This window comes from Gemmobacter denitrificans, assembly GCF_036964905.1.
GTDB classification, from domain to species: Bacteria; Pseudomonadota; Alphaproteobacteria; order Rhodobacterales; family Rhodobacteraceae; genus Gemmobacter; species Gemmobacter denitrificans.
Map to the genome: position 1 here is coordinate 38,964 of NZ_JBALHR010000010.1, position 18,828 is coordinate 57,791.

16 protein-coding genes are annotated in these 18,828 nt (G+C 65.2%); 12 read left to right on the forward strand and 4 right to left on the reverse strand.

Annotation, left to right across the window (positions count from 1 at the left end):
- The first annotated feature begins 23 nt into the window (after positions 1-23).
- Genes V6590_RS14985 through V6590_RS15000 form a run of 4 tightly spaced genes read left to right on the forward strand, consistent with a single transcriptional unit; the run spans position 24 to position 4,296 of the window.
- Positions 24-1,442 (forward strand): cryptochrome/photolyase family protein, encoded by a 1,419-nt coding sequence (locus V6590_RS14985; RefSeq protein WP_335424488.1) that lies wholly within the window; start codon positions 24-26, stop codon positions 1,440-1,442.
- A 54-nt stretch (positions 1,443-1,496) separates the two neighbouring features.
- Entirely contained in the window at positions 1,497-2,711 is a 1,215-nt protein-coding gene (locus V6590_RS14990) for a class I SAM-dependent methyltransferase (RefSeq protein WP_335424489.1), read from the forward strand.
- Positions 2,712-2,732: 21 nt separating this feature from the next.
- A complete protein-coding gene (locus tag V6590_RS14995; protein WP_335424490.1) occupies positions 2,733-3,173 on the forward strand; it encodes a TrgA family protein in 441 nt (146 codons plus the stop codon).
- A gap of 1 nt (position 3,174) precedes the next feature.
- Positions 3,175-4,296, forward strand: a complete 1,122-nt coding sequence (locus V6590_RS15000; protein ID WP_335424491.1) for an NUDIX domain-containing protein — start codon at positions 3,175-3,177, stop codon at positions 4,294-4,296.
- Here V6590_RS15000 and V6590_RS15005 read toward each other — a convergent pair.
- Complete coding sequence (locus tag V6590_RS15005; RefSeq protein WP_335424492.1) at positions 4,273-5,232, reverse strand: LysR family transcriptional regulator; 960 nt, start codon at positions 5,230-5,232, stop codon at positions 4,273-4,275. The genes V6590_RS15000 and V6590_RS15005 overlap by 24 nt on opposite strands.
- A gap of 100 nt (positions 5,233-5,332) precedes the next feature.
- Here V6590_RS15005 and V6590_RS15010 point away from each other — a divergent pair, with 100 nt between their 5' ends.
- The 6 genes from V6590_RS15010 to V6590_RS15035 all read left to right on the forward strand — a co-directional run bounded on the left by V6590_RS15010 (position 5,333) and on the right by V6590_RS15035 (position 11,529).
- Positions 5,333-6,664 (forward strand): aminotransferase family protein, encoded by a 1,332-nt coding sequence (locus V6590_RS15010; RefSeq protein ID WP_335424493.1) that lies wholly within the window; start codon positions 5,333-5,335, stop codon positions 6,662-6,664.
- Complete coding sequence (kce, locus tag V6590_RS15015; protein ID WP_335424494.1) at positions 6,661-7,575, forward strand: 3,5-dioxohexanoate:acetyl-CoA acetone transferase; 915 nt, start codon at positions 6,661-6,663, stop codon at positions 7,573-7,575. Before V6590_RS15010 ends, kce begins: the two co-directional genes overlap by 4 nt.
- A complete protein-coding gene (locus V6590_RS15020; RefSeq protein WP_335424495.1) occupies positions 7,572-8,009 on the forward strand; it encodes a GNAT family N-acetyltransferase in 438 nt (145 codons plus the stop codon). Before kce ends, V6590_RS15020 begins: the two co-directional genes overlap by 4 nt.
- Positions 8,006-9,019 (forward strand): histone deacetylase family protein, encoded by a 1,014-nt coding sequence (locus V6590_RS15025; protein ID WP_335424496.1) that lies wholly within the window; start codon positions 8,006-8,008, stop codon positions 9,017-9,019. The genes V6590_RS15020 and V6590_RS15025 overlap by 4 nt, the downstream gene beginning before the upstream one ends.
- A 391-nt stretch (positions 9,020-9,410) precedes the next feature.
- Positions 9,411-10,538, forward strand: a complete 1,128-nt coding sequence (locus V6590_RS15030; RefSeq protein WP_335424497.1) for a TRAP transporter substrate-binding protein — start codon at positions 9,411-9,413, stop codon at positions 10,536-10,538.
- A gap of 169 nt (positions 10,539-10,707) precedes the next feature.
- The gene (locus V6590_RS15035; protein ID WP_335424498.1) at positions 10,708-11,529 is read left to right on the forward strand and encodes an FkbM family methyltransferase; all 822 of its coding nucleotides are present in this window, start codon (positions 10,708-10,710) and stop codon (positions 11,527-11,529) included.
- 12 nt (positions 11,530-11,541) lie between these two features.
- Here V6590_RS15035 and V6590_RS15040 read toward each other — a convergent pair whose 3' ends face one another.
- The 3 genes from V6590_RS15040 to V6590_RS15050 form a co-directional block, all read right to left on the reverse strand.
- Entirely contained in the window at positions 11,542-12,459 is a 918-nt protein-coding gene (locus tag V6590_RS15040; RefSeq protein WP_335424499.1) for a DMT family transporter, read from the reverse strand.
- A 92-nt stretch (positions 12,460-12,551) separates the two neighbouring features.
- Positions 12,552-14,261, reverse strand: a complete 1,710-nt coding sequence (ade, locus tag V6590_RS15045) for an adenine deaminase (protein WP_335424500.1) — start codon at positions 14,259-14,261, stop codon at positions 12,552-12,554.
- A gap of 55 nt (positions 14,262-14,316) precedes the next feature.
- Positions 14,317-14,877 carry an NYN domain-containing protein gene (locus tag V6590_RS15050; RefSeq protein ID WP_335424501.1) on the reverse strand — a complete coding sequence of 187 codons (561 nt, stop codon included), beginning with the start codon at positions 14,875-14,877 and terminating at the stop codon, positions 14,317-14,319.
- Between the two features lie 127 nt (positions 14,878-15,004).
- On the opposite strand from V6590_RS15050, the gene smc reads away from it, so the two are divergent.
- Together smc and V6590_RS15060 are read left to right on the forward strand one after the other, a co-directional pair.
- Positions 15,005-18,454: a chromosome segregation protein SMC gene (gene smc / locus V6590_RS15055; protein WP_335424502.1), complete on the forward strand. Its 3,450-nt coding sequence runs from the start codon at positions 15,005-15,007 to the stop codon at positions 18,452-18,454.
- Positions 18,451-18,822, forward strand: coding sequence for a hypothetical protein (locus tag V6590_RS15060; RefSeq protein WP_335424503.1), 372 nt, complete (start codon positions 18,451-18,453; stop codon positions 18,820-18,822). The genes smc and V6590_RS15060 overlap by 4 nt, the downstream gene beginning before the upstream one ends.
- Positions 18,823-18,828 lie beyond the last annotated feature (6 nt).

An 18,828-nucleotide genomic window follows, 5' to 3' on the forward strand; every position in this document is an offset into this window, starting at 1 on the left:
ATTTGACACCCGCCGAGGACACCATGACCGACCCTGACGCCCCGTTGATCCTGTGGTTTCGCCGTGACCTTCGGTTGGCCGATCATCCTATGCTGACCGCCGCCCGGTCCACTGGCCGGCCGCTGATCCCGCTGTTCATTCTTGATCCTGAAACCGAGGCCATCGGGGCTGCGCCGAAATGGCGATGGGGCCTGTCGATTGCCGATTTCGCCGCGCGGCTTGGGGCGATGGGCAGCCGGTTGACCCTGCGCCGGGGGAGGGCGTTGGAGGTTCTGCAGAGCCTTGCGGCCGAAACCGGCGCTGCCGGGGTGATGTGGTCGCGGGCCTATGATCCGGTCAGCAAGGCCCGTGATACGGCGGTGAAATCCGCCCTGCGCCAGCGCGGTGCATTGGCCGAAAGCCATCCTGGCTTTGTGCTGCATGAACCCTGGACTGTGGAAACAGGGCAGGGCGGGTTCTACCGGGTCTATACCCCCTATTGGAAGGCGGTAAAGGATCGCCCGGTGCCCCCGGCCTTGCCCGCGCCGGATCGGTTGCCCGCGCCGCAGAGCTGGCCACGCAGCGATCTGCTGGACGATTGGGCGATGGGTGCGGCGATGCGCCGGGGGGCGCCGATCTGCCTGCCCTATCAGGCCGTGGGCGAGGCTGCCGCCATGGCGCGGCTGGAACGGTTCATTGCCTCCCGCGCCGATGCCTACAAGGCCGAACGCGATTTCCCGGACCGCGAGGCGACCTCGCGACTGTCCGAAAACCTGACTTATGGCGAAATCTCGCCACGTCAGATCTGGCATGCGGGCTTTCGGGCCATGCAGCAGGGGGCGGCGGGTGCAGAACACTTCCTCAAGGAACTGGTCTGGCGCGAATTCGCCTGGCACCTGATGCACCATACCCCCGAAATTGCCACGTCAAACTGGCGCGAGGAATGGAACGCGTTCCCTTGGCGCGACGACAATCCACAGGCCGAAGCCTGGCGGCGCGGCATGACAGGCGAGCCCTTCGTCGATGCGGCCATGCGCGAGATGTATGTGACCGGCACCATGCACAATCGCGCGCGGATGATCGCCGCAAGCTACCTCACTAAACATCTGATGACCCATTGGAAAGTTGGGCTGGACTGGTTCGCCGATTGCCTGACCGACTGGGACCCGGCCGCGAATGCGATGGGTTGGCAATGGGTGGCGGGTTCGGGGCCGGATGCTGCCCCCTATTTCCGCATCTTCAATCCGGCCGGGCAGGCCGATCGTTTTGATCCCGACCGGCGCTATATCCATCGGTTCGTGGCCGAACTTGCACGGCTGCCCGGGGGCGCGGCGCGGGCCTATTTCAATGCCGTGCCGCGATCCTGGGGGCTGGCCGAAGGGCGGCCCTATCCCACGCCGCTGATTGCGCTGGAGGCGGGGCGCGAACGCGCACTGGCCGCCTATGCCGAACGGAATGCTTGAGAGAATCCGCAACTTGCGGAAAGATGACCACAAAACACCTGGGGGGTGTGACAGATGACAGTGATGATCTCGGCGCAAGACCGGAAAGATCTGCCGCGCTATTTCAATCAGGCCAAACGGGTGCTGGATCGTCTGCAATGCGGACGGCTGGACTTCGTCATGCCTGACGGCCGCCGCTTTACCGCGCAGGGATCGCAGCCCGGCCCCATGGCGGAACTGCGGGTGAAAAACCCCGATGTCTTTGCCCGACTGGTGCGTGAAGGCGATCTGGGCTTTTGCGACGCCTACCTTGATGGCGATTGGGATACGCCGGATTTGCAGGCCTTCATGGATCTGGTGCAAGACCCGGCCAATGACGCGGTGAATGACGGCTATCCCGGCATGGGTCTGCTGCGCGCCTATGAACGGATGCGGCACTGGCTGCGCGGAAATTCGCGGGGGCAGGCCCGCAAGAACATCTCGTATCACTATGATCTAGGGAATGATTTCTACAGTCTCTGGCTGGACGACACCATGACCTATTCCAGCGCCCTGTTCCGCAGCGGCCAGGAAAGCCTGGAGGCGGCGCAGATCGCAAAATATGCCAGCATGATCGATCAGATGGGCGCGCAGCCCGGCGATCACATTCTGGAAATCGGCTGCGGCTGGGGCGGGTTCGCCGAATATGCCGCGCGTGAGCGGGGCATGCGCCTGACTTGCCTGACCATCTCGAAACAGCAACATGATTACGCGGTGGCGCGGATGGCGCGGGCGGGTCTGTCGGACCGGGTTGAAGTCAAGTTGCAGGACTACCGCGATGAAACCGGGGTCTATGACGGCATCGCCAGCATCGAGATGTTCGAGGCTGTGGGCGAACAATATTGGCCGGTCTATTTCAACACCCTGCGCGACCGTCTGAAACCGGGGCGCAATGCCACGCTGCAGATCATCACCATTGCGGACCGCCGCTTTGAAACCTATCGCAAGACAGTTGATTTCATTCAGAAATATATCTTCCCGGGCGGTATGCTGCCTTCGCCCACCGCGCTGCGTTTGCAGGCGGCGGCGGCGGGGCTGAAGGTGAAAGGGTCGATCGAATTCGGGGAAAGTTACAGCCTGACCCTGCGCCGCTGGTATGATATGTTCAATGATCGCTGGCACGAGATCGCGCCCATGGGATTTGACGACAGGTTCCGGCGGATGTGGAATTTCTACCTCACCTCTTGCGCCGGGGCCTTTCACGGCGGAAACTGCGACGTGACACAGATTACCGTGACGCGCCCTGCCTGACAGGGCCGGGGAAGGAAACCGATGCCCACCGCTGGCAAGCTGACCGCCGCGATCCTGTTCGCAGGTCTGCTCTATCTGACGGCCGAGCTGTTCAAATCAGCCATGCCCCCCGAAACGGCGTTTGGCAGGTTTTCCTATCTCTGTGCCGGGATTGGCATGATTTGCGGCTGGTTGATCAGCGGCCCGCGTGTGCGGCGTGGCACGGCGGAGGCGCTGACCAATGGGCTGCAGACTTCGATCACGGCGGCTTTCTTCTGTCTCATGCTGTTCTGCATCTACCTCATGCTGAAGATGGCGCTGCGCAAGCTCTATGACGGGCCATTTGACGCGATCATGGGGGTGTTCGAGCTGATGTTCGAAAACGGGCAGCTGATGATCCAGACCGATGTGCTGGTGGCGATCCTGGTGGGCGGTCCGCTGGCGGGGTGGCTGACGGATCGCGTCGGGCGGCGGTGGTCCTGACATGGACCTGTTCCTGTATGGCACGCTGTGCCACATCCCGTTGTTGCGCGTGGTGCTGGGGCGCGAGCCCGAAGTTCTTCCGGCAGTTCTGCCAGATCATGCGGTCTTTTGGTCCGATATCGGGGCTTGGCCCGTGCTGCGCCAAGGCGGGGCCGGGGCCGAGGGGCTTTTGCTGACCGGGCTTTCGGCGGATGAACAGGCGCGGCTGGATTTCTACGAGGCTGGTTTTGGCTATCTGACCGAAGCAGTTGTGGCGCATGCTGCGGGCACGGATCGTACTGCGCTGGTCTATCGGCCGCCCACCGGGGCGGGTGTGGCGGCCCCGTGGTCGCTGGCGGACTGGGTCCACGACTGGGGCGCTGTGGCTGTAGCGACGGCGGGTGACATGATGGCGCTGATGGGCCTCCGCCCGGCGGTTGATGTGGCGCGGCGCTATCCGCTGATGCTGGTGCGTGGGGCCAGCCGGTTGCGGGCGTCCCACACAGCGCCAACATCCCTGCGCCGGACTGCGGGACCGGGCGATGTGACCGTGGCCCGCTTTCACCAGCCTTACGCCCATTTCTTCGCTGTGGAAGAATATGATCTGACTTTCCGCCGGTTCGATGGTCAGCACAGCCCGCAGATCAACCGCGCGGTGTTTGTTTCGGGCGATGCGGTGACGGTGCTGCCCTATGATCCGCTGCGCGACCGGGTGATGCTGATCGAACAGTTCCGGGCGGGGCCGATGGGGCGTGGCGATCCGCAGCCCTGGCTGCTGGAGCCGATTGCGGGCCGGGTGGACCCGGAGGAAACCCCCGAACAGGCGGCCCGGCGCGAAGCGGTCGAAGAAGCCGGGCTGGCCTTGGGCGCAATGGAGTTCATCGGCAGCTATTACCCGTCACCTGGCGCGAAATCCGAATACATCTATTCCTATCTGGCGCTGTGCGATCTGCCCGACGGGGTGGAAGGCGTGTTTGGTGTCGAGGGAGAGGCCGAGGATATTCGCGGCCATCTGGTGGGCTTCGATCAGCTTATGGCGCTGGTTTCCAGTGGCGAAGTGAACAATGGCCCGCTGTTGCTGACAGCGCTTTGGTTGCAGCGCGAGCGCGGTCGGTTGCGGTCAGGGGCCGTAAATCCGCGCTGACAGCGGGGTATCGGCCAAAACGCGGTGCAGATGATCCAGAAAGGCCTGTTCCGCGCGGTTGCGGCGGGCCTTCGGGGCATAGGCCAGATGCACATCAATGGCGGGCGGGTCCTCGTAGGGGGGCAGGCGCCAAAGCCGCTGTGCCTGCACATCCTCGGCCGCCACATGCAGGGGCAGGGGGCCGATGCCCAGGCCCGCCTGCACCATGCGCCGCACTTCCTCCAGATGGGTGGATTGGCCGATCGGCCCGGTCAGCCCGGCCTGTTGGCGCAGATGGGCCACTGCAGACAAGGCATCGCCCAGCCTGTCGGTCTGAAAGCTGACAGCCGCGTGGCCCGCCAGATCGGCCAGACCCAACCCCTTGCGCCCGAACAACGGATGGCCCGGCCCGCAGAACAGGCCAAAGAATTCACGATAGAACACGGCGCTTTGCAGCCCGCCCGGCGGGTTGGACCACAGGCAGATCGCAAGGCTGGCCTGATGCGAGGCCACGCGGGCCAAAGCGTCGGCAGAGGGCAGGATCTCGATGCTCAGGCGGGCCTTGGGATGACGCGGAAAGAAATCGTGCAGGGCCCGATCCAGCACTGGCGTCACCACATGCGAGGCCAGCGCCAAGACGACCTCGCCCGCAATTTCCGATCCGGCCTCGGTTACCGCCAGCGCCGCGCGCAAGACGGCGGCATGGGCGGCCCGTGCCTCATCCAGCAGGGCAATTCCTTGCGGGGTCAGCGCAAAATGCCCCGGATCGCGGTCGATCAGGCGCTGGCCCAACCGATCCTCCAGCCGCTTCAATGCCTGACTGACGGAGGGTTGCTTCAACGACAGCCGCTCTGCCGCTTCGGTTACCGACCGGCTTTCCGCCAGGGCCAGAAAGACCCGCAGCAGGTTCCAGTCCAGATCGCGGGCGATCTTCTCGGCGGTGGTGGGGCGGCGCATTTGGCATTGATCCTGTCAATGATGGGCATTGTAACAATCCATTTCACAAATTACCTGCTTTACGCCAGCCTGTCATGACATTGCGATCAGGAGCGCCGGGATGAGCCATCTGTTCTATCTGTCCACCGCCCAGCGGCCCGTGCTGGACCGTGCCGAAGGCATTTACATGTGGGATCGCACGGGGCGGCGCTTCATCGACGGGTCATCGGGGGCGATGGTGTCGAATATCGGGCACAGCAACCCGGCGGTGCTGGCGGCGATGCGGGCGCAGATGGAACGGGCAACCTTTGGCTATCGCCTGCATTTCGAGACCGAGCCGGGCGAGCAATTGGCGGCCAAGGTGGCAAGCCTGAGCCCCGAAGGGATGGAGAAGGTGTTCTTCGTCTCTGGCGGGTCAGAGGCGGTGGAATCGGCGGTGAAACTGGCGCGGCAATGGGCGGTGGTGAGTGGTCAGGCCAGCCGCTGGAAGGTGATTTCGCGCTTTCCCTGCTATCACGGCAGCACGCTGGGGGCGCTGGCGCTGACCGGCTATGATCCGCTGACGGACCCGTTCCGCCCGATGATGGTGGCGATGCCAAAAATCCCGGCGCCGCGCGCCTGGCTGGATGGGCTGAACCCCGATGATCCGGCCACGGGGGCGCATTATGCCGCCATGCTGGAGGCGCAGATTCTGGCCGAGGGGCCGGAAACCGTGCTGGCCTTCATTCAGGAGCCGGTCGGCGGCGCCTCGATCGGGGCCCTGGTGCCGCCTGCGGGCTATATGGCGGCAGTGCGGGCGATTTGCGACAAATACGGCATCCTCTTGATCCATGACGAGGTGATGAGCGGTGGCGGGCGGGTTGGCCGCTTTCTGGGCGGCGATCTTTGGGGCGTAGTGCCGGATATCGTGGCGATCTCCAAAGGCTTTGGCGCGGGCTATGCGCCCTTGGGGGCGATGGTGGCGCAAAGCCGGATCGTGGATGCCGTGCAGGCGGCGGGTGGGTTTCTGCACGGCCATACCTATGCGGGCAACCCGCTGGCCTGCGCGGCGGGGCTTGCGGTGCTGGAAGAGATCGAGCGCGGGGGGCTGATGGGCAATGCCGCCCGCGCGGGGGCGGTGTTGAAGGCGCGGCTGGCGGCGCTGATGCAGCGCTATGGTTTCATCGGCGATGTGCGCGGCGAGGGGATGTTGCTGGCCTTCGAGATTGTTTCCAATCGGAAAACGCGGGAGCCGCTGCCGCCGGGGCTGAAGGCCTTTGATGATCTGGTGGAGCGCGCCTATGCCGAAGGGCTGATCATCTATTCCCGCCGCTCGCGCGGGGGCTATGCGGGCGATCATTTCCTGGTCTGCCCGCCGATGATCACCACCGAGGCGCAGGTGGATGAGATCATGGAGAAGCTGGACCGCGCGCTGGACGGGTTTGCCGCGGCCCATGCGGGGCTGCTGCCATGAAGATCATCATTTCCTGCGCCATTACCGGGTCGATCCATACGCCATCGATGTCGCCCTATCTGCCCTACACGCCGCAGGATATTGCGGCGCAGGCCATCGGCGCGGCCAGGGCGGGGGCGGCGATCCTGCATCTGCATGCGCGCGACCCCATGGATGGGCGGCCTTCAGCCAGCGTGGCCGACTGGGGGGCGTTTTTGCCCAAGATTGCAGAGGGTTGCGACGCGATCTTGAACATGACCACCGGCGGTTCGGCGGTGATGACGCTGGAGCAGCGGCTGGCGGCGCCCACGCATTTCGCGCCGGAAATGTGCAGCCTGAACATGGGCACGATGAATTTCGCGCTCTATCCGATGGCGGACAAACCACGCGACTGGCGGTTTGATTGGGAGGAGCCTTTCCTCAAGGGCTCGGACGATCTGGTGTTCAAGAACACGCCGCGCGACATCGAAGGGGTCTTGCACCTGATGGGCGGCAAAGGCGCGCGGTTCGAATTTGAATGCTATGATCTGAGCCACCTCTACATGCTGCGCCATTTCGCCGATCGCGGGTTGATCGGCGCTGCGCCCTTCCTGCAATTCGTCATGGGCGTCTTGGGCGGTGTGGCGGCAGAGCCGGAGCATCTGGTGCATATGCAGCAGACTGCACGACGGTTGTTTCCGGACATGGAATGGTCGGTGCTGGCGGCGGGGCGGCGGCAGATGGAGTTCGCGGCCATCGCGGCGGCGATGGGCGGGCATGTGCGTGTCGGGCTGGAGGATAACCTTTACCTTGGCAAAGGGGTGCTGGCGCGGTCGAATGCCGAACAGGTGGTGCGGGTGCGCGAGATCGTGGAACGGCTGGGCCGCGTGGTCGCCACGCCCGAGGAGGCGCGGGGCATGCTGGGCCTCAAGGGTTGGCAGGGTTTCGCATGATCCGCGCGGCAGGGGTGGCAGAGGCCGCGCAGGTTCTGGCCGATTTGCAGGCGCTGGCACAGGAGATGGGGGACCCGTTCCGCGCCGATCTGGCGCAGGTGGCTGCGGGCTTGGCCTCGGGCGCGATCCGGGCCGAGCTGGCAGAGCAGGGCCTGGCGCTGTGGTCGCCGTTCCTGTCCACCACGCGGGGGGCGATGGGGGCATATGTCAGCGACCTTTGGGTGGGACCGGCGGCGCGTGGCCAGGGTTTGGGGGCGCGGCTGCTTGCCTCGGTGCGGGATCGCGCGGCGGCGGAATTCGGCGCGGTGTTCCTGCGGCTGGCGGTGTATGAGGATAATGCAGGCGCGCGGTTGTTCTATGACCGGCTGGGCTTTTGCCCCAAGCCGGAGGAAATCTGGCTGACATTGGAAGGCAAGGAGTTGGCAGCATTATGAGGGCCTTTCTGGACGCGCGGCAGGGCGCGCATGACCCGCAGATGTTCATGGCCAATGGCCAGCGCCTGCCAAACCCCGAAAAGCCGGAGCGGATCCCCGTTCTGAAGGCCGGGGCCGAGGCGGCGGGTGCGGTGTTCGCGGCGCCGCGCGATTTCGGCATGGGGCCGCTGGCGGCGGTGCATAGCGCGGAATATCTGGCTTTCTTGCAGGGCATTCACAGCCGGTGGCTGCGGATCGAGGGGGCGGCGGCAGAGGTGATCCCGAATATCCACCCTGACCGGCGCAGCGCCAATTACCCGAAATCGGCGGTGGGGCAGGCGGGGTGGCATCAGGCCGATACCGCCTGCCCGATTGCGGCGGGCACCTGGGAAGCGGCCTATTGGTCGGCCCAGACGGCGCTTTCGGCGGCAGAAGCGGTGCTGGCGGGCGGGCCTGCCTATGCGCTGTGCCGCCCGCCGGGCCATCATGCCTTTGCCGATCTCGCGGGCGGGTTCTGCTTTCTGAACAATGCAGGCATCGCCGCAGAATGGCTGCGCGCGCAGGGGATGCGCCCCGCGATTCTGGATGTGGATGTGCATCACGGCAATGGCACGCAGGGCATTTTCTATGCACGCAGCGATGTGCTGACGGTCAGCCTTCATGCCGATCCTGACAGGTTCTACCCGTTCTTCTGGGGCGCAGCGCAGGAGCGGGGCGAGGGGACCGGGCTGGGCTATAACTTGAACCTGCCGCTGCCGCGCGGGACCGATGATGCCGACTATCTGGCGGCGCTGGCGGTCGCTTTGGCACGGATCCGGGCCTTTGGCGCCGATGTGGTGGTTGTGGCCTTGGGTCTTGATGCCCATGAGGCGGACCCGTTTCAGGGCTTCCGCGTGACCACGGGCGGCTTTACCCGGATCGCGGAGGCGATTGCGGGCCTGGGGCTGCCGCTGCTGGTGGTGCAGGAGGGCGGCTATCTGCAACCGGCCTTGGGGACCAATCTGACGGCCTTTCTGCAGGGGTTGGGCTGACGCCGTAGCGCCGCACGAATGCCAGATCCGGGGCCTCAAACCGCCGAATCCCATTTAGCGCCCAGCATTCCGGCGACGGGATGCTGGGTTCTTGCCATCCGTGCCGGATTGCGACAGGCTGCAAGGACAGGTCACCACCCTGTTACCCCGGCGCGGCACAATCGCTGTCATGCTGGCGGCGGAGCCCCTGATGCGCCCGATACCAAGCCAACTGCACAAGCCTTCGGCATCCGCAAGGGGCTGAGGTCGGCTTTGGCCTTTTTGGTAAGGTAACATTACCAAAAAATGCAGGCAGTGCAAAAAACCTGTTCTCAACTGCAATCTGGGTCGCTAGTGTTTCGCCAGTCAACAGGGGGCGCTGATCCGGCGACCCCGTACTGGAGGAGGTACTATGGATCGTCGTTCGTTTCTGACCAAGGCCACCGTGGGTGGCGTTGCTGCGGCCGGTGCCGCGGCACTGGCCACGCCCGTCGTCGCGCAGACCGCGCCCGTCGTCGCGCAGACCGCGCCGAAGGTGACCTGGCGCCTGACGTCGTCTTTTCCGAAATCGCTCGATACCATCTATGGTGCGGCTGAGGTGCTGTCGAAGCGCGTGGCCGAGGCAACCGATGGCAATTTCCAGATTCAGGTATTCCCTGCGGGCGAACTGGTCCCCGGTCTGCAAGCCGCTGACGAAGTGACCGCCGGCAATATCGAAGCCTGCCACACGGTCGGCTATTACTACTGGGGCAAGGACCCGGCCTGGGCTGTTGCGGCGGCTGTGCCGTTCTCGCTGTCGGCCCGGGGCATCAACGCCTGGCACTACCATGGCGGCGGGATCGACCTGTACAATGAATTCCTGGCCGACAAGAACATCGTGGCCCTGCCGGGCGGCAATACTGGCGTGCAGATGGGCGGCTGGTTCCGCAAGGAAATCAACACTGTGGCCGATCTTCAGGGACTGAAGATGCGGATCGGCGGTTTTGCCGGCAAGGTGATGGAACGTCTGGGCGTCGTGCCGCAGCAGATCGCGGGTGGCGACATCTATCCGGCTCTGGAAAAGGGCACCATCGACGCGTCGGAATGGGTCGGCCCCTATGACGATGAAAAGCTCGGCTTCTACAAGGTCGCGCCCTACTACTACTATCCCGGCTGGTGGGAAGGTGGCCCGACGGTCCACTTCATGTTCGGCAAGGCAGCCTTCGAGGCGCTGCCGGCGGCCTATCAGTCGCTGCTGAAGTCGATCTGCCAGGGTGTCGATGCCGACATGCTGCAGAAATATGACTACAAGAACCCGACCGCGATCAAATCGCTGGTGGCCAATGGCGCGCAGCTGCGCCCGTTCAGCCCCGAGATTCTGAATGCCTGCTTCGATGCCGCCAATGCGGTCTATGCCGAAATGGAAGCCAGCAACCCGGCCTTCGCCAAGCTCTGGGGCTCGATCAAGGCGTTCCGTTCCGAAAACTACACCTGGGCGCAGATCTCGGAATACAACTACGACACGTTCATGATGATGCAACAGAACGCAGGCAAGCTCTGAGGCATCCCCGTTTCGTGCCGGGTTCCCTCTTGGCGCGGAATTCCCTTGCTCCCGGTCCGAAAGGGCCGGGAGTTTTTTCGTCTTGAGGGGTGGGAAACTACCTCTGGTTTCTTTAGCCTTTCGGTCTATGGTCCCACAATGGGGCCGCTTTGTCAGAACCGCCGGCCCCATGAAAGACCAACAGCCCCTTCCCGAAGTCATACCCCCGCAACTGCCGCGCCTTGACCGGCTTCGCTTTGATCGGCCGCGCCAGATGGTCGTGGCGGCGCGTGACCTTTTGATGCATGCGCTGCAGCAGGCCTGCGGGGGGCGGGTCAGCTATGTGCAGGTCGGCGCCCATGACGGGGTTCTGGCCGATCCGGTGCATCAGGCGGCACTGGCCTGGGGCTGGTCGGGGCTGCTGATCGAACCCCATCCGGGCTATTTCGCGGCCCTGGGGCGCAACCATGCGAGCAATCCCAGAATGCGTCTGGTGAATTGTGCGATTTCGGATGTTCCGGCCATGCTGGACCTTTATCACCCGACAGAGACGGCGGTGGCGCGGTTGGGAGACTATATCCGCGGCTCGGCCTCGCTGGATGCAGAACGTCTGCGTGGCGTGCTGGAACGGCGTGCGGCGCGGCAGGGTCTGGAACTGATGGGGGATGAGATCGCATCGACCGCCGTCACGGTGCGGCGGCTTGATGGTCTGCTGGCGGAAACAGGTCTGGCCGACTTTGACCTTCTGGTCATTGATGCCGAAGGCCATGAACGCGAGGTCTTGCGCAGTTTCGATCTGTCGGCCCATGGTATCCGCGCTGCCATTGTCGAATGCAATCAAGGTGATATGCAGCACGAGGCCGAATATGCCGCTATGTTGCGTGCAGCCGGCTTCACTGTGCTGCGGGTTCATAGCGACCTGTTCGCCCTCCATCCGGGGCGGTTGGCGCTGTCGATCGATCAGGTGCTGATGATGCTGGGCTTGCCGCAGGCCGCCGGTTCCGGTGATTGACGGGCCGCGCAATCAGGGGGTCATCGCCTTTCGTTGCCGCACGCGTTCCAACCCCAGCCGCCGTTCACGCCAGATGATCAGGATCCCCGCAGTGATGATCAGCGCGGCCCCCGACAGCATGGGCACGGTCGGCACTTCGTCAAACACCACATAGCCGATGGCCAGCGCAAACAGCATCGAGGCATAGTCGAAGGGGGCCACTAGCGATGCGTCCGCCTCGCGATAGCTGGATGTCAGCAGAATCTGCCCGACCCCGCCCATCAACCCGGCGGTGATCAGCAGGGCGGTTTCCTTGGCCGTTGGAATGACCCAGCCAAAGGGCAGCGTAACCAGCGACAGCAGCGTTGCGGTCAACGAGAACCAGAAAACGATCGCGGGGGTCTGTTCAGTCTGCACAAGTTTGCGGATGAAGACCTGCGCCAGTGCGGCAAAGACCGCGCCTCCCAGCACCAGCATCGCCCCAAGTGCCTGCGCATGGCCGGGTTCCGCCCCTTGCCCCAGTGAAAGCCGCGGGGCCAGCACGATCAGAACCCCGGCAAGGCCCAGCACCACCGCCGAAATGCGAAAGGCGCGCACTTCCTCGCCCAGAAACATCGCCGCGAAAACCACGGTCAGCAGCGGTGCCGCATATCCGATGGCCGTCACATCCGGCAACGGCAGATAGCCCAGACCGGCAAACCCCAGCCCCATGGCGCTGGTGCCCATGATCCCGCGCCAGACATGGCCCATCGGGCTTTGCACCCGCAGACCGGTGGCCAGTTCGCCACGCAGCGCCAGCCAGGCCACGATCACAGGAATGGCGAACAGTGACCGGAAAAACACCGTCTGCCCGGCGGGCACATGCTGGGCGGTGGTCTTGATCAGTGCGGCCATGACGATGAAGACCAGCACCGAGCCGAGTTTCAGGGCAATGCCGCGCAGGGGGCGCATCGGAGACTCCGTCGCTGGTTGCTGGTGCAACCTGTCACCGGGGCCGGGCAGGGGCAAGGGCAGACCGTCGCTGGACCCGGTCGCGGCGCCTGTCAGGGAATGATTTCAAACCGGTCCACATCCACCATGCCATGATCGGTGATCTTCAGATGCGGGATCACCGGCAGGGCAAGGAAAGCCAGTTGCAGGAAGGGTTCTTCCAGCACCACGCCCAGACTGCGGGCGGCGGCGCGCAGCGCGATCAGATCGTCGCGCACCTGCTCAAAGGGATTCAGGCTCATCAGCCCCGCTACCGGCAGCGCCAGTTCGGCCAGCACCTTGCCGTCACAGGTGACGACAAAACCGCCCTCGATCTGCCCCAGCCGGTTGGCCGCCAGTGCCATGTCGGCATAATCGGCCCCCACGACGGCAATGTTGTGGTGGTCATGGCAGACAGTCGAGGCGATCGCCCCGCGTTGCAGGCCAAAGCCCTTGACGAAACCGGTCGCGCGATTGCCATTCTTGCCATGGCGTTCGATCACCGCGATCTTCACCAGATCGCGGGAGATATCGGGCCGCTTGTCGCCATCCTGCGGGGCGATGTCGAAGGTCAGGTATTCGGTGATGATCTTGCCGGGCAGGATGCCGATAACCGGGGTTTCCACCCGGTTGCCGCCGGTGCGGAAATCCGCGGCCTGCACGGGGGGGGCCTTCACCGAATGGCGGGCGACAGGGGCGATGATCTGGCGGGCGGCAAAGGCCGTCTCGCCGACCTCCACCCCGCCGCAGAACACCCGTTCGGGGCGGCAGGTTTCCAGATCGGGCAGAACCACGATATCGGCGCGTTTACCCGGCGCGATCAGCCCGCGATCCTTCAGCCCGAAGGCCTCGGCCGCTGACAGGCTGGCGGCGCGATAGACGGCCAGCGGCGGGCATCCCAAGGCAATCGCGGTGCGGATCAGGTAATCCAGATGGCCATGTTCGGCGATGTCGAGTGGATTGCGATCATCGGTACAGAGGCACATATAGGGCGCAGTCAGGTCGGTCAGCACTGGGGCCAGCGCATGCAGGTCCTTCGACACCGAACCCTCACGGATCAGCACCCGCATCCCTTTGGACAGTTTCTCCAGCGCCTCGGCCGCGGTTGTGGCCTCATGTTCGGTGCGGATGCCTGCGGCCACATAGGCATTCAGGTCGCGCCCCGACAGCAGCGGGGCATGCCCGTCGATATGGCGGCCCTGAAAGGCCTCAAGCTTGGCCATGCAGCCCGGGTCCTGCATCAGCACGCCCGGAAAGTTCATGAATTCGGCCAGACCGATGACGCGCGGATGATCCATCAGCGGGGCCAGATCGGCGGCCTCCAGCCGTGCGCCGGCGGTTTCCATATGGGTGGAGGGCACGCAAGACGACAATTGCACCCGGATATCCATCACCGTATGGGCCGAGGCTTCCAGAAAATAGCGGATCCCCGGAATGCCGCAGACATTGGCGATTTCATGCGGATCGCAGATCGCGGTGGTTACGCCATGGGGGCCGACGCAGCGGTCAAATTCATAGGGTGTGACCAGCGAGCTTTCGATATGCAGATGGGTGTCGATGAAGCCCGGCACCAGAATACGGCCCGTGACATCGATCACCCGCGTGCCGTCATAGTGATCGAAGACCCCCACGATGGTATCGCCGCAGATCGCCACATCGCCATCGCGCAACTGACCCGTGATCAGATCGAACACCTTGCCCCCGCGCAGAACCAGATCGGCCGGGGCCTGACCGCGCCCCTGCGTGATGCGGTCTGACAGGAGGCGGTTTTGCGGGCGGGTCATGGCGGGCTCCTTCTTTTGGCGCAGTGAAGCGGATCGGGGGCCGCCCGTCCAGCCGTCACTTCAGGTCAAGCCACACCTTGCCCTCGCGCATGCCGCCCCGGATCACATGGCCGGGGCGTGTCACCTCGGGGTAATTCGCCTGCCAGTCGCGGAACCGGTCGTTCGATACGACCCGCGCACCCATGGACCTTGCGGCGGCAAGGATATGTTCATCGGCGGGTGTGCCCTTCGGCACCACCAACACCTGTTTTTCCGGCAGGTTCAGCAGCCGGGCCATATCGGCATCATGGCGATAGCCCTTGCCCAGCTTGTAGCCCGCATTGGCATCGAAGACCACGCAAGGCACCAGACCGCGCGCCTTTACCTGCCGCACCACCTGCCGCAACGGGGGCAAGGCCGGGTCATTGTTCTGCCAGTGCATGACGTTCGATCCGTCGATCACCACATATCCGGCAGGACCGGGTTTTCGTTTCGCAGGTTTCGCGCGCCAGAGCAGCCAGAGCGCGGCCAGCGCCATGGGTCCGAACAGCAGAAGGCCGTCCCGCGCTGCGGGCCAGAACAACGTCCCGGCAAGCCCGGTGATGGAGAGAAGGAAAATCAGTCGCAATACAATCATCGCGCGAATTTATCCGGTCTTTCCGTACGGGAAAAGCCGTTTTGCGGCAATCCGATCCCGCAGTCAGGCGGTTGACAGGGCATCCCTGCCGCCCGACGATAGCCGCCCCGACCAACCGGAGATTCCCTTGCGGTTCATCCGCCTGCGCCTGAATGGCTTCAAAAGCTTTGTAGATCCCACGGATCTGGTGATCCATGAGGGGTTGACCGGCGTTGTCGGCCCCAATGGCTGTGGCAAGTCGAACCTGCTGGAGGCGCTGCGTTGGGTAATGGGCGAAAACCGCCCGACCGCGATGCGTGGCGGCGGCATGGAAGACGTGATCTTTGCCGGGGCCGCCACCCGCCCGGCGCGGCATTTTGCCGAAGTGGCGCTGGTTCTGGACAATTCCGACCGGCTGGCCCCTTCGGGCTTCAACGATCAGGACCAGATCGAGATCGTGCGGCGCATCACCCGCGATGCGGGCTCGGCCTACAAGGCCAATCAGAAGGATGTGCGGGCGCGCGACATCCAGATGCTGTTCGCCGATGCCTCGACCGGGGCGCATAGTCCGGCGCTGGTGCGGCAGGGGCAGATTTCCGAACTCATCAACGCCAAGCCCAAGGCAAGGCGGCGGATTCTGGAAGAGGCGGCAGGCATTTCCGGCCTGTATCAGCGGCGGCACGAGGCCGAATTGCGGCTGACGGCCACCGAACAGAACCTGACCCGGGTGGATGACGTGCTGGAGCAATTGGCGGCGCAACTGGCCACGCTGGCCCGGCAGGCCCGGCAGGCGGCACGCTACCGCGAGATCGGCGAGGAATTGCGCCGCGCGGAAGGGATGCTGCTCTATCGCCGCTGGCGCGAGGCCGATCAGGCCCGCCAAGAGGCGGAAGAGGCATTGCGTGCCCGGTTGATGGTGGCGGCAGGCGCAGAAAAGGCCGCGCGCGAGGCGGGCAAGGCGCGCGAGGCCGCCGAGGATCGTCTGCCCCCCCGGCGCGAGGAAGAGGCGATTGCAGGGGCGGTGCTGCAGCGGCTGCAGGTGCAACGCGATGCGCTGAACGAACAGGAGGCCCGCGCCCGGGCCGAAATTGACGCCTTGCAAGCCCGCATCGTGCAACTGGCCCGCGATATGGAACGCGAGGCCGGGTTGAACCGCGATGCGGGCGAAACCATCGACCGGCTGGATTGGGAGCTTGAGGCCCTGGCCCGTGCCCATGAAGGCCATGATGACCGCCTGACCGAGGCGCAGGACACCGCGCGCGAAGCGGCGGCGATCCTGTCGGAACGGGAAAGCCAGTTGGCGGAACGCACCGAAGATGTGGCACGGCTGGCGGCACGGCACCAATCGGCGCAACGCCTTCTGGCCGAAACCCGCCAGACGCTGGACCGGGCCGAGGGCGAAGCTGCGCGGGCGCGCGATACGGTGGACAGCGCGGCCGAGGCGCTGGAGCTTGCCGCCGAGGCGCAGGATGGGGCCGTGGCGGCACAGGAAGCGGCGCTGGAACAGGCTGAAGCCGCCGAAGAGGCCTTGGCCCTGGCCGAAGAGGCCCGCGCCGCGGTGCAGGCCCGCGAGGCGGATGCCCGGGCGGCACGATCAGCCGCCGAGGGTGAAGCCAATGCCCTGCGTGCCGAAGTGCAGGCCCTGGCCCGGCTGGTGGAGCGCGAGGCGCAGGCCGGCACCCAATTGCTTGACCGGGTTCAGGTGGAACCGGGCTATGAAGCGGCCCTGGGTGCGGCCTTGGCCGATGATCTGCGCGCCCCGGAAAGCGATGGCCGGTCTGGCTGGGCTGCGCTGCCCGATTACCCTGAGGATCAGGCATTGCCTGCCGGGGTGATCCCGCTTGCTGCGCATGTGGTCGTGCCCCCGGTCTTGCGGCGGCGCATTGCCCAGATCGGGTTGGTGACCGCCGATCAGGCGCTGGTGCTGCAGCCCGGCTTGAAGCCCGGTCAACGGCTGGTCAGCCTTGGCGGCGATCTGTGGCGGTGGGACGGGTTCCGCGTCGGGGCCGAAGATGCGCCATCGGCGGCGGCACTGCGGCTGAAACAGTTGAACCGGCTGGTGCAGTTGAAGCGCGATCTGGAGGATGTGGCGGCGCGCGCCGAAGGGGCCCGGCAGGCGCATGAGGCCCTGCAGGCGCGGCTGGCCGATCTCGCCCGCGCCGATCAGATGGCCCGCGATGCCCGCAGATCGGCCGATGCGCGGGTGACCGAAGCAGGCCGGGCGTTGGCCCGGGCCGAGGCCGATCGCTCCATCGCGGCAGGCAAGCTGGAGGCGGCGCGGCTGTCCGTGGCGCGTTTCGATGACGAAGCGATGGCTGCCCGCGCCCGACTGACCGAGGCGGCAGCCGTCGCCGAAGGCTTGGGCGATCTGGAGGCCGCCCGTGTCGGGGTAGAAGAGTTGCGCATGGCGGTCGAGGCCGCGCGGATTGCCATGATGACGCGCAGATCGGCGCAGGATGAATTGCGCCGCGAGGGGGAGGCGCGGGTGCGGCGTCGTCAGGACGTGGCAAAGGAAATCGCCACCTGGCGTCAGCGGCTGGAGACCGCCGAACGGCGCAGCGCCGAACTGGCCGACCGCAAACGCGAAGCTGAAGACGAATTGCTCGATGCCAGCGCTGCCCCGGAAGAAATCGCCATCAAGCGGGAAGAACTGGGCGACGCCATTGCCGAGGCCGAGGCCCGCCGCCGCCGCGCCGCCGATGCGCTGGCCGAAGCGGAGACTGCCCTGCGCGCCGCGCAAGAGGCCGAGCGCGAGGCCGAACGGGCGGCGGGCGAGGCGCGCGAGGCCCGCGCCCGGGCTGAGGCCCGCGCCGATGCCGCCCGCGAAACCGTGGCCTATGCGACCGAGCGCATCCGCGAAGAAACCGAACTGGACCCGGCGCGGCTGTTGGAGACATTGGCCGCCGATCCGGACAGCATGCCAGGGGCCGAGGTTCTTGAAGCGGATGTGAACCGGCTGAAACGCCAGCGCGAGGCGCTTGGTGCCGTGAACCTGCGCGCCGAGGAAGACGCCAAGGCGGTGCAGATCGAACATGACACGCTGAAGCAGGAAAAGGTCGATCTGGAAGAGGCGATCAAGAAACTGCGCGCCGGGATCCAGGGTTTGAACCGTGAAGGCCGCGAACGTCTGCTGACTGCATTTGAGCAGGTGAATGGGTCGTTCGGCACGCTGTTCACCCATCTGTTCGGCGGTGGCGAGGCCCGGCTGGTGCTGGTGGAAAGTGACGATCCGCTGGAGGCGGGGCTGGAAATCATGTGCCAGCCGCCGGGCAAGAAGCTGTCCACGCTGTCCTTGCTGTCGGGCGGGGAACAGACCCTGACGGCGCTGTCGCTGATCTTCGCGGTGTTTCTGGCCAATCCGGCCCCGATCTGCGTGCTGGACGAGGTGGATGCACCGCTGGATGATGCCAATGTCACCCGGTTCTGCGATCTGCTGGATGAAATGACCCGGCGGACCGAAACACGCTTTCTCATCATCACCCACCATGCCGTGACCATGGCGCGGATGGATCGGCTGTTCGGGGTGACCATGCAGGAACAGGGCGTCAGCCAATTGGTCAGCGTCGATCTGAAACGGGCCGAGGCATTGGTGGCATGACATTGGACGAAGTGCAGGCGGCCTTTTTGGCGGCAGGGTTCTGCGGGATCGAGGCGGATCAGGGCGTGGTTTATGCCCGTATCGCCCCGCAGGCACCGGAGTTTCGGGCAGAGCTTTGTGCGGATGGGGGGGAAGGGCAGGCCTGGCGGCTGGTGCTGCCCTGGAATGTGCGCCCGCCCCAGGCTGCGATCGCGGCATGGAACGCGCTGATGGGGGCCGCCCGCATGGAGATTCTGGCGGGCGAGGCCTGTCTGGTGATGCCCTTTCCCGACAGGGGCGTGCTGATCCGCTGGGCCGCGCTGGCCGCCGAGGCGGAGGTGCATTTCATCCGCTGGCGCCGCGAACGCCGCCCTGCTGAAGGGATGTGATGCCGG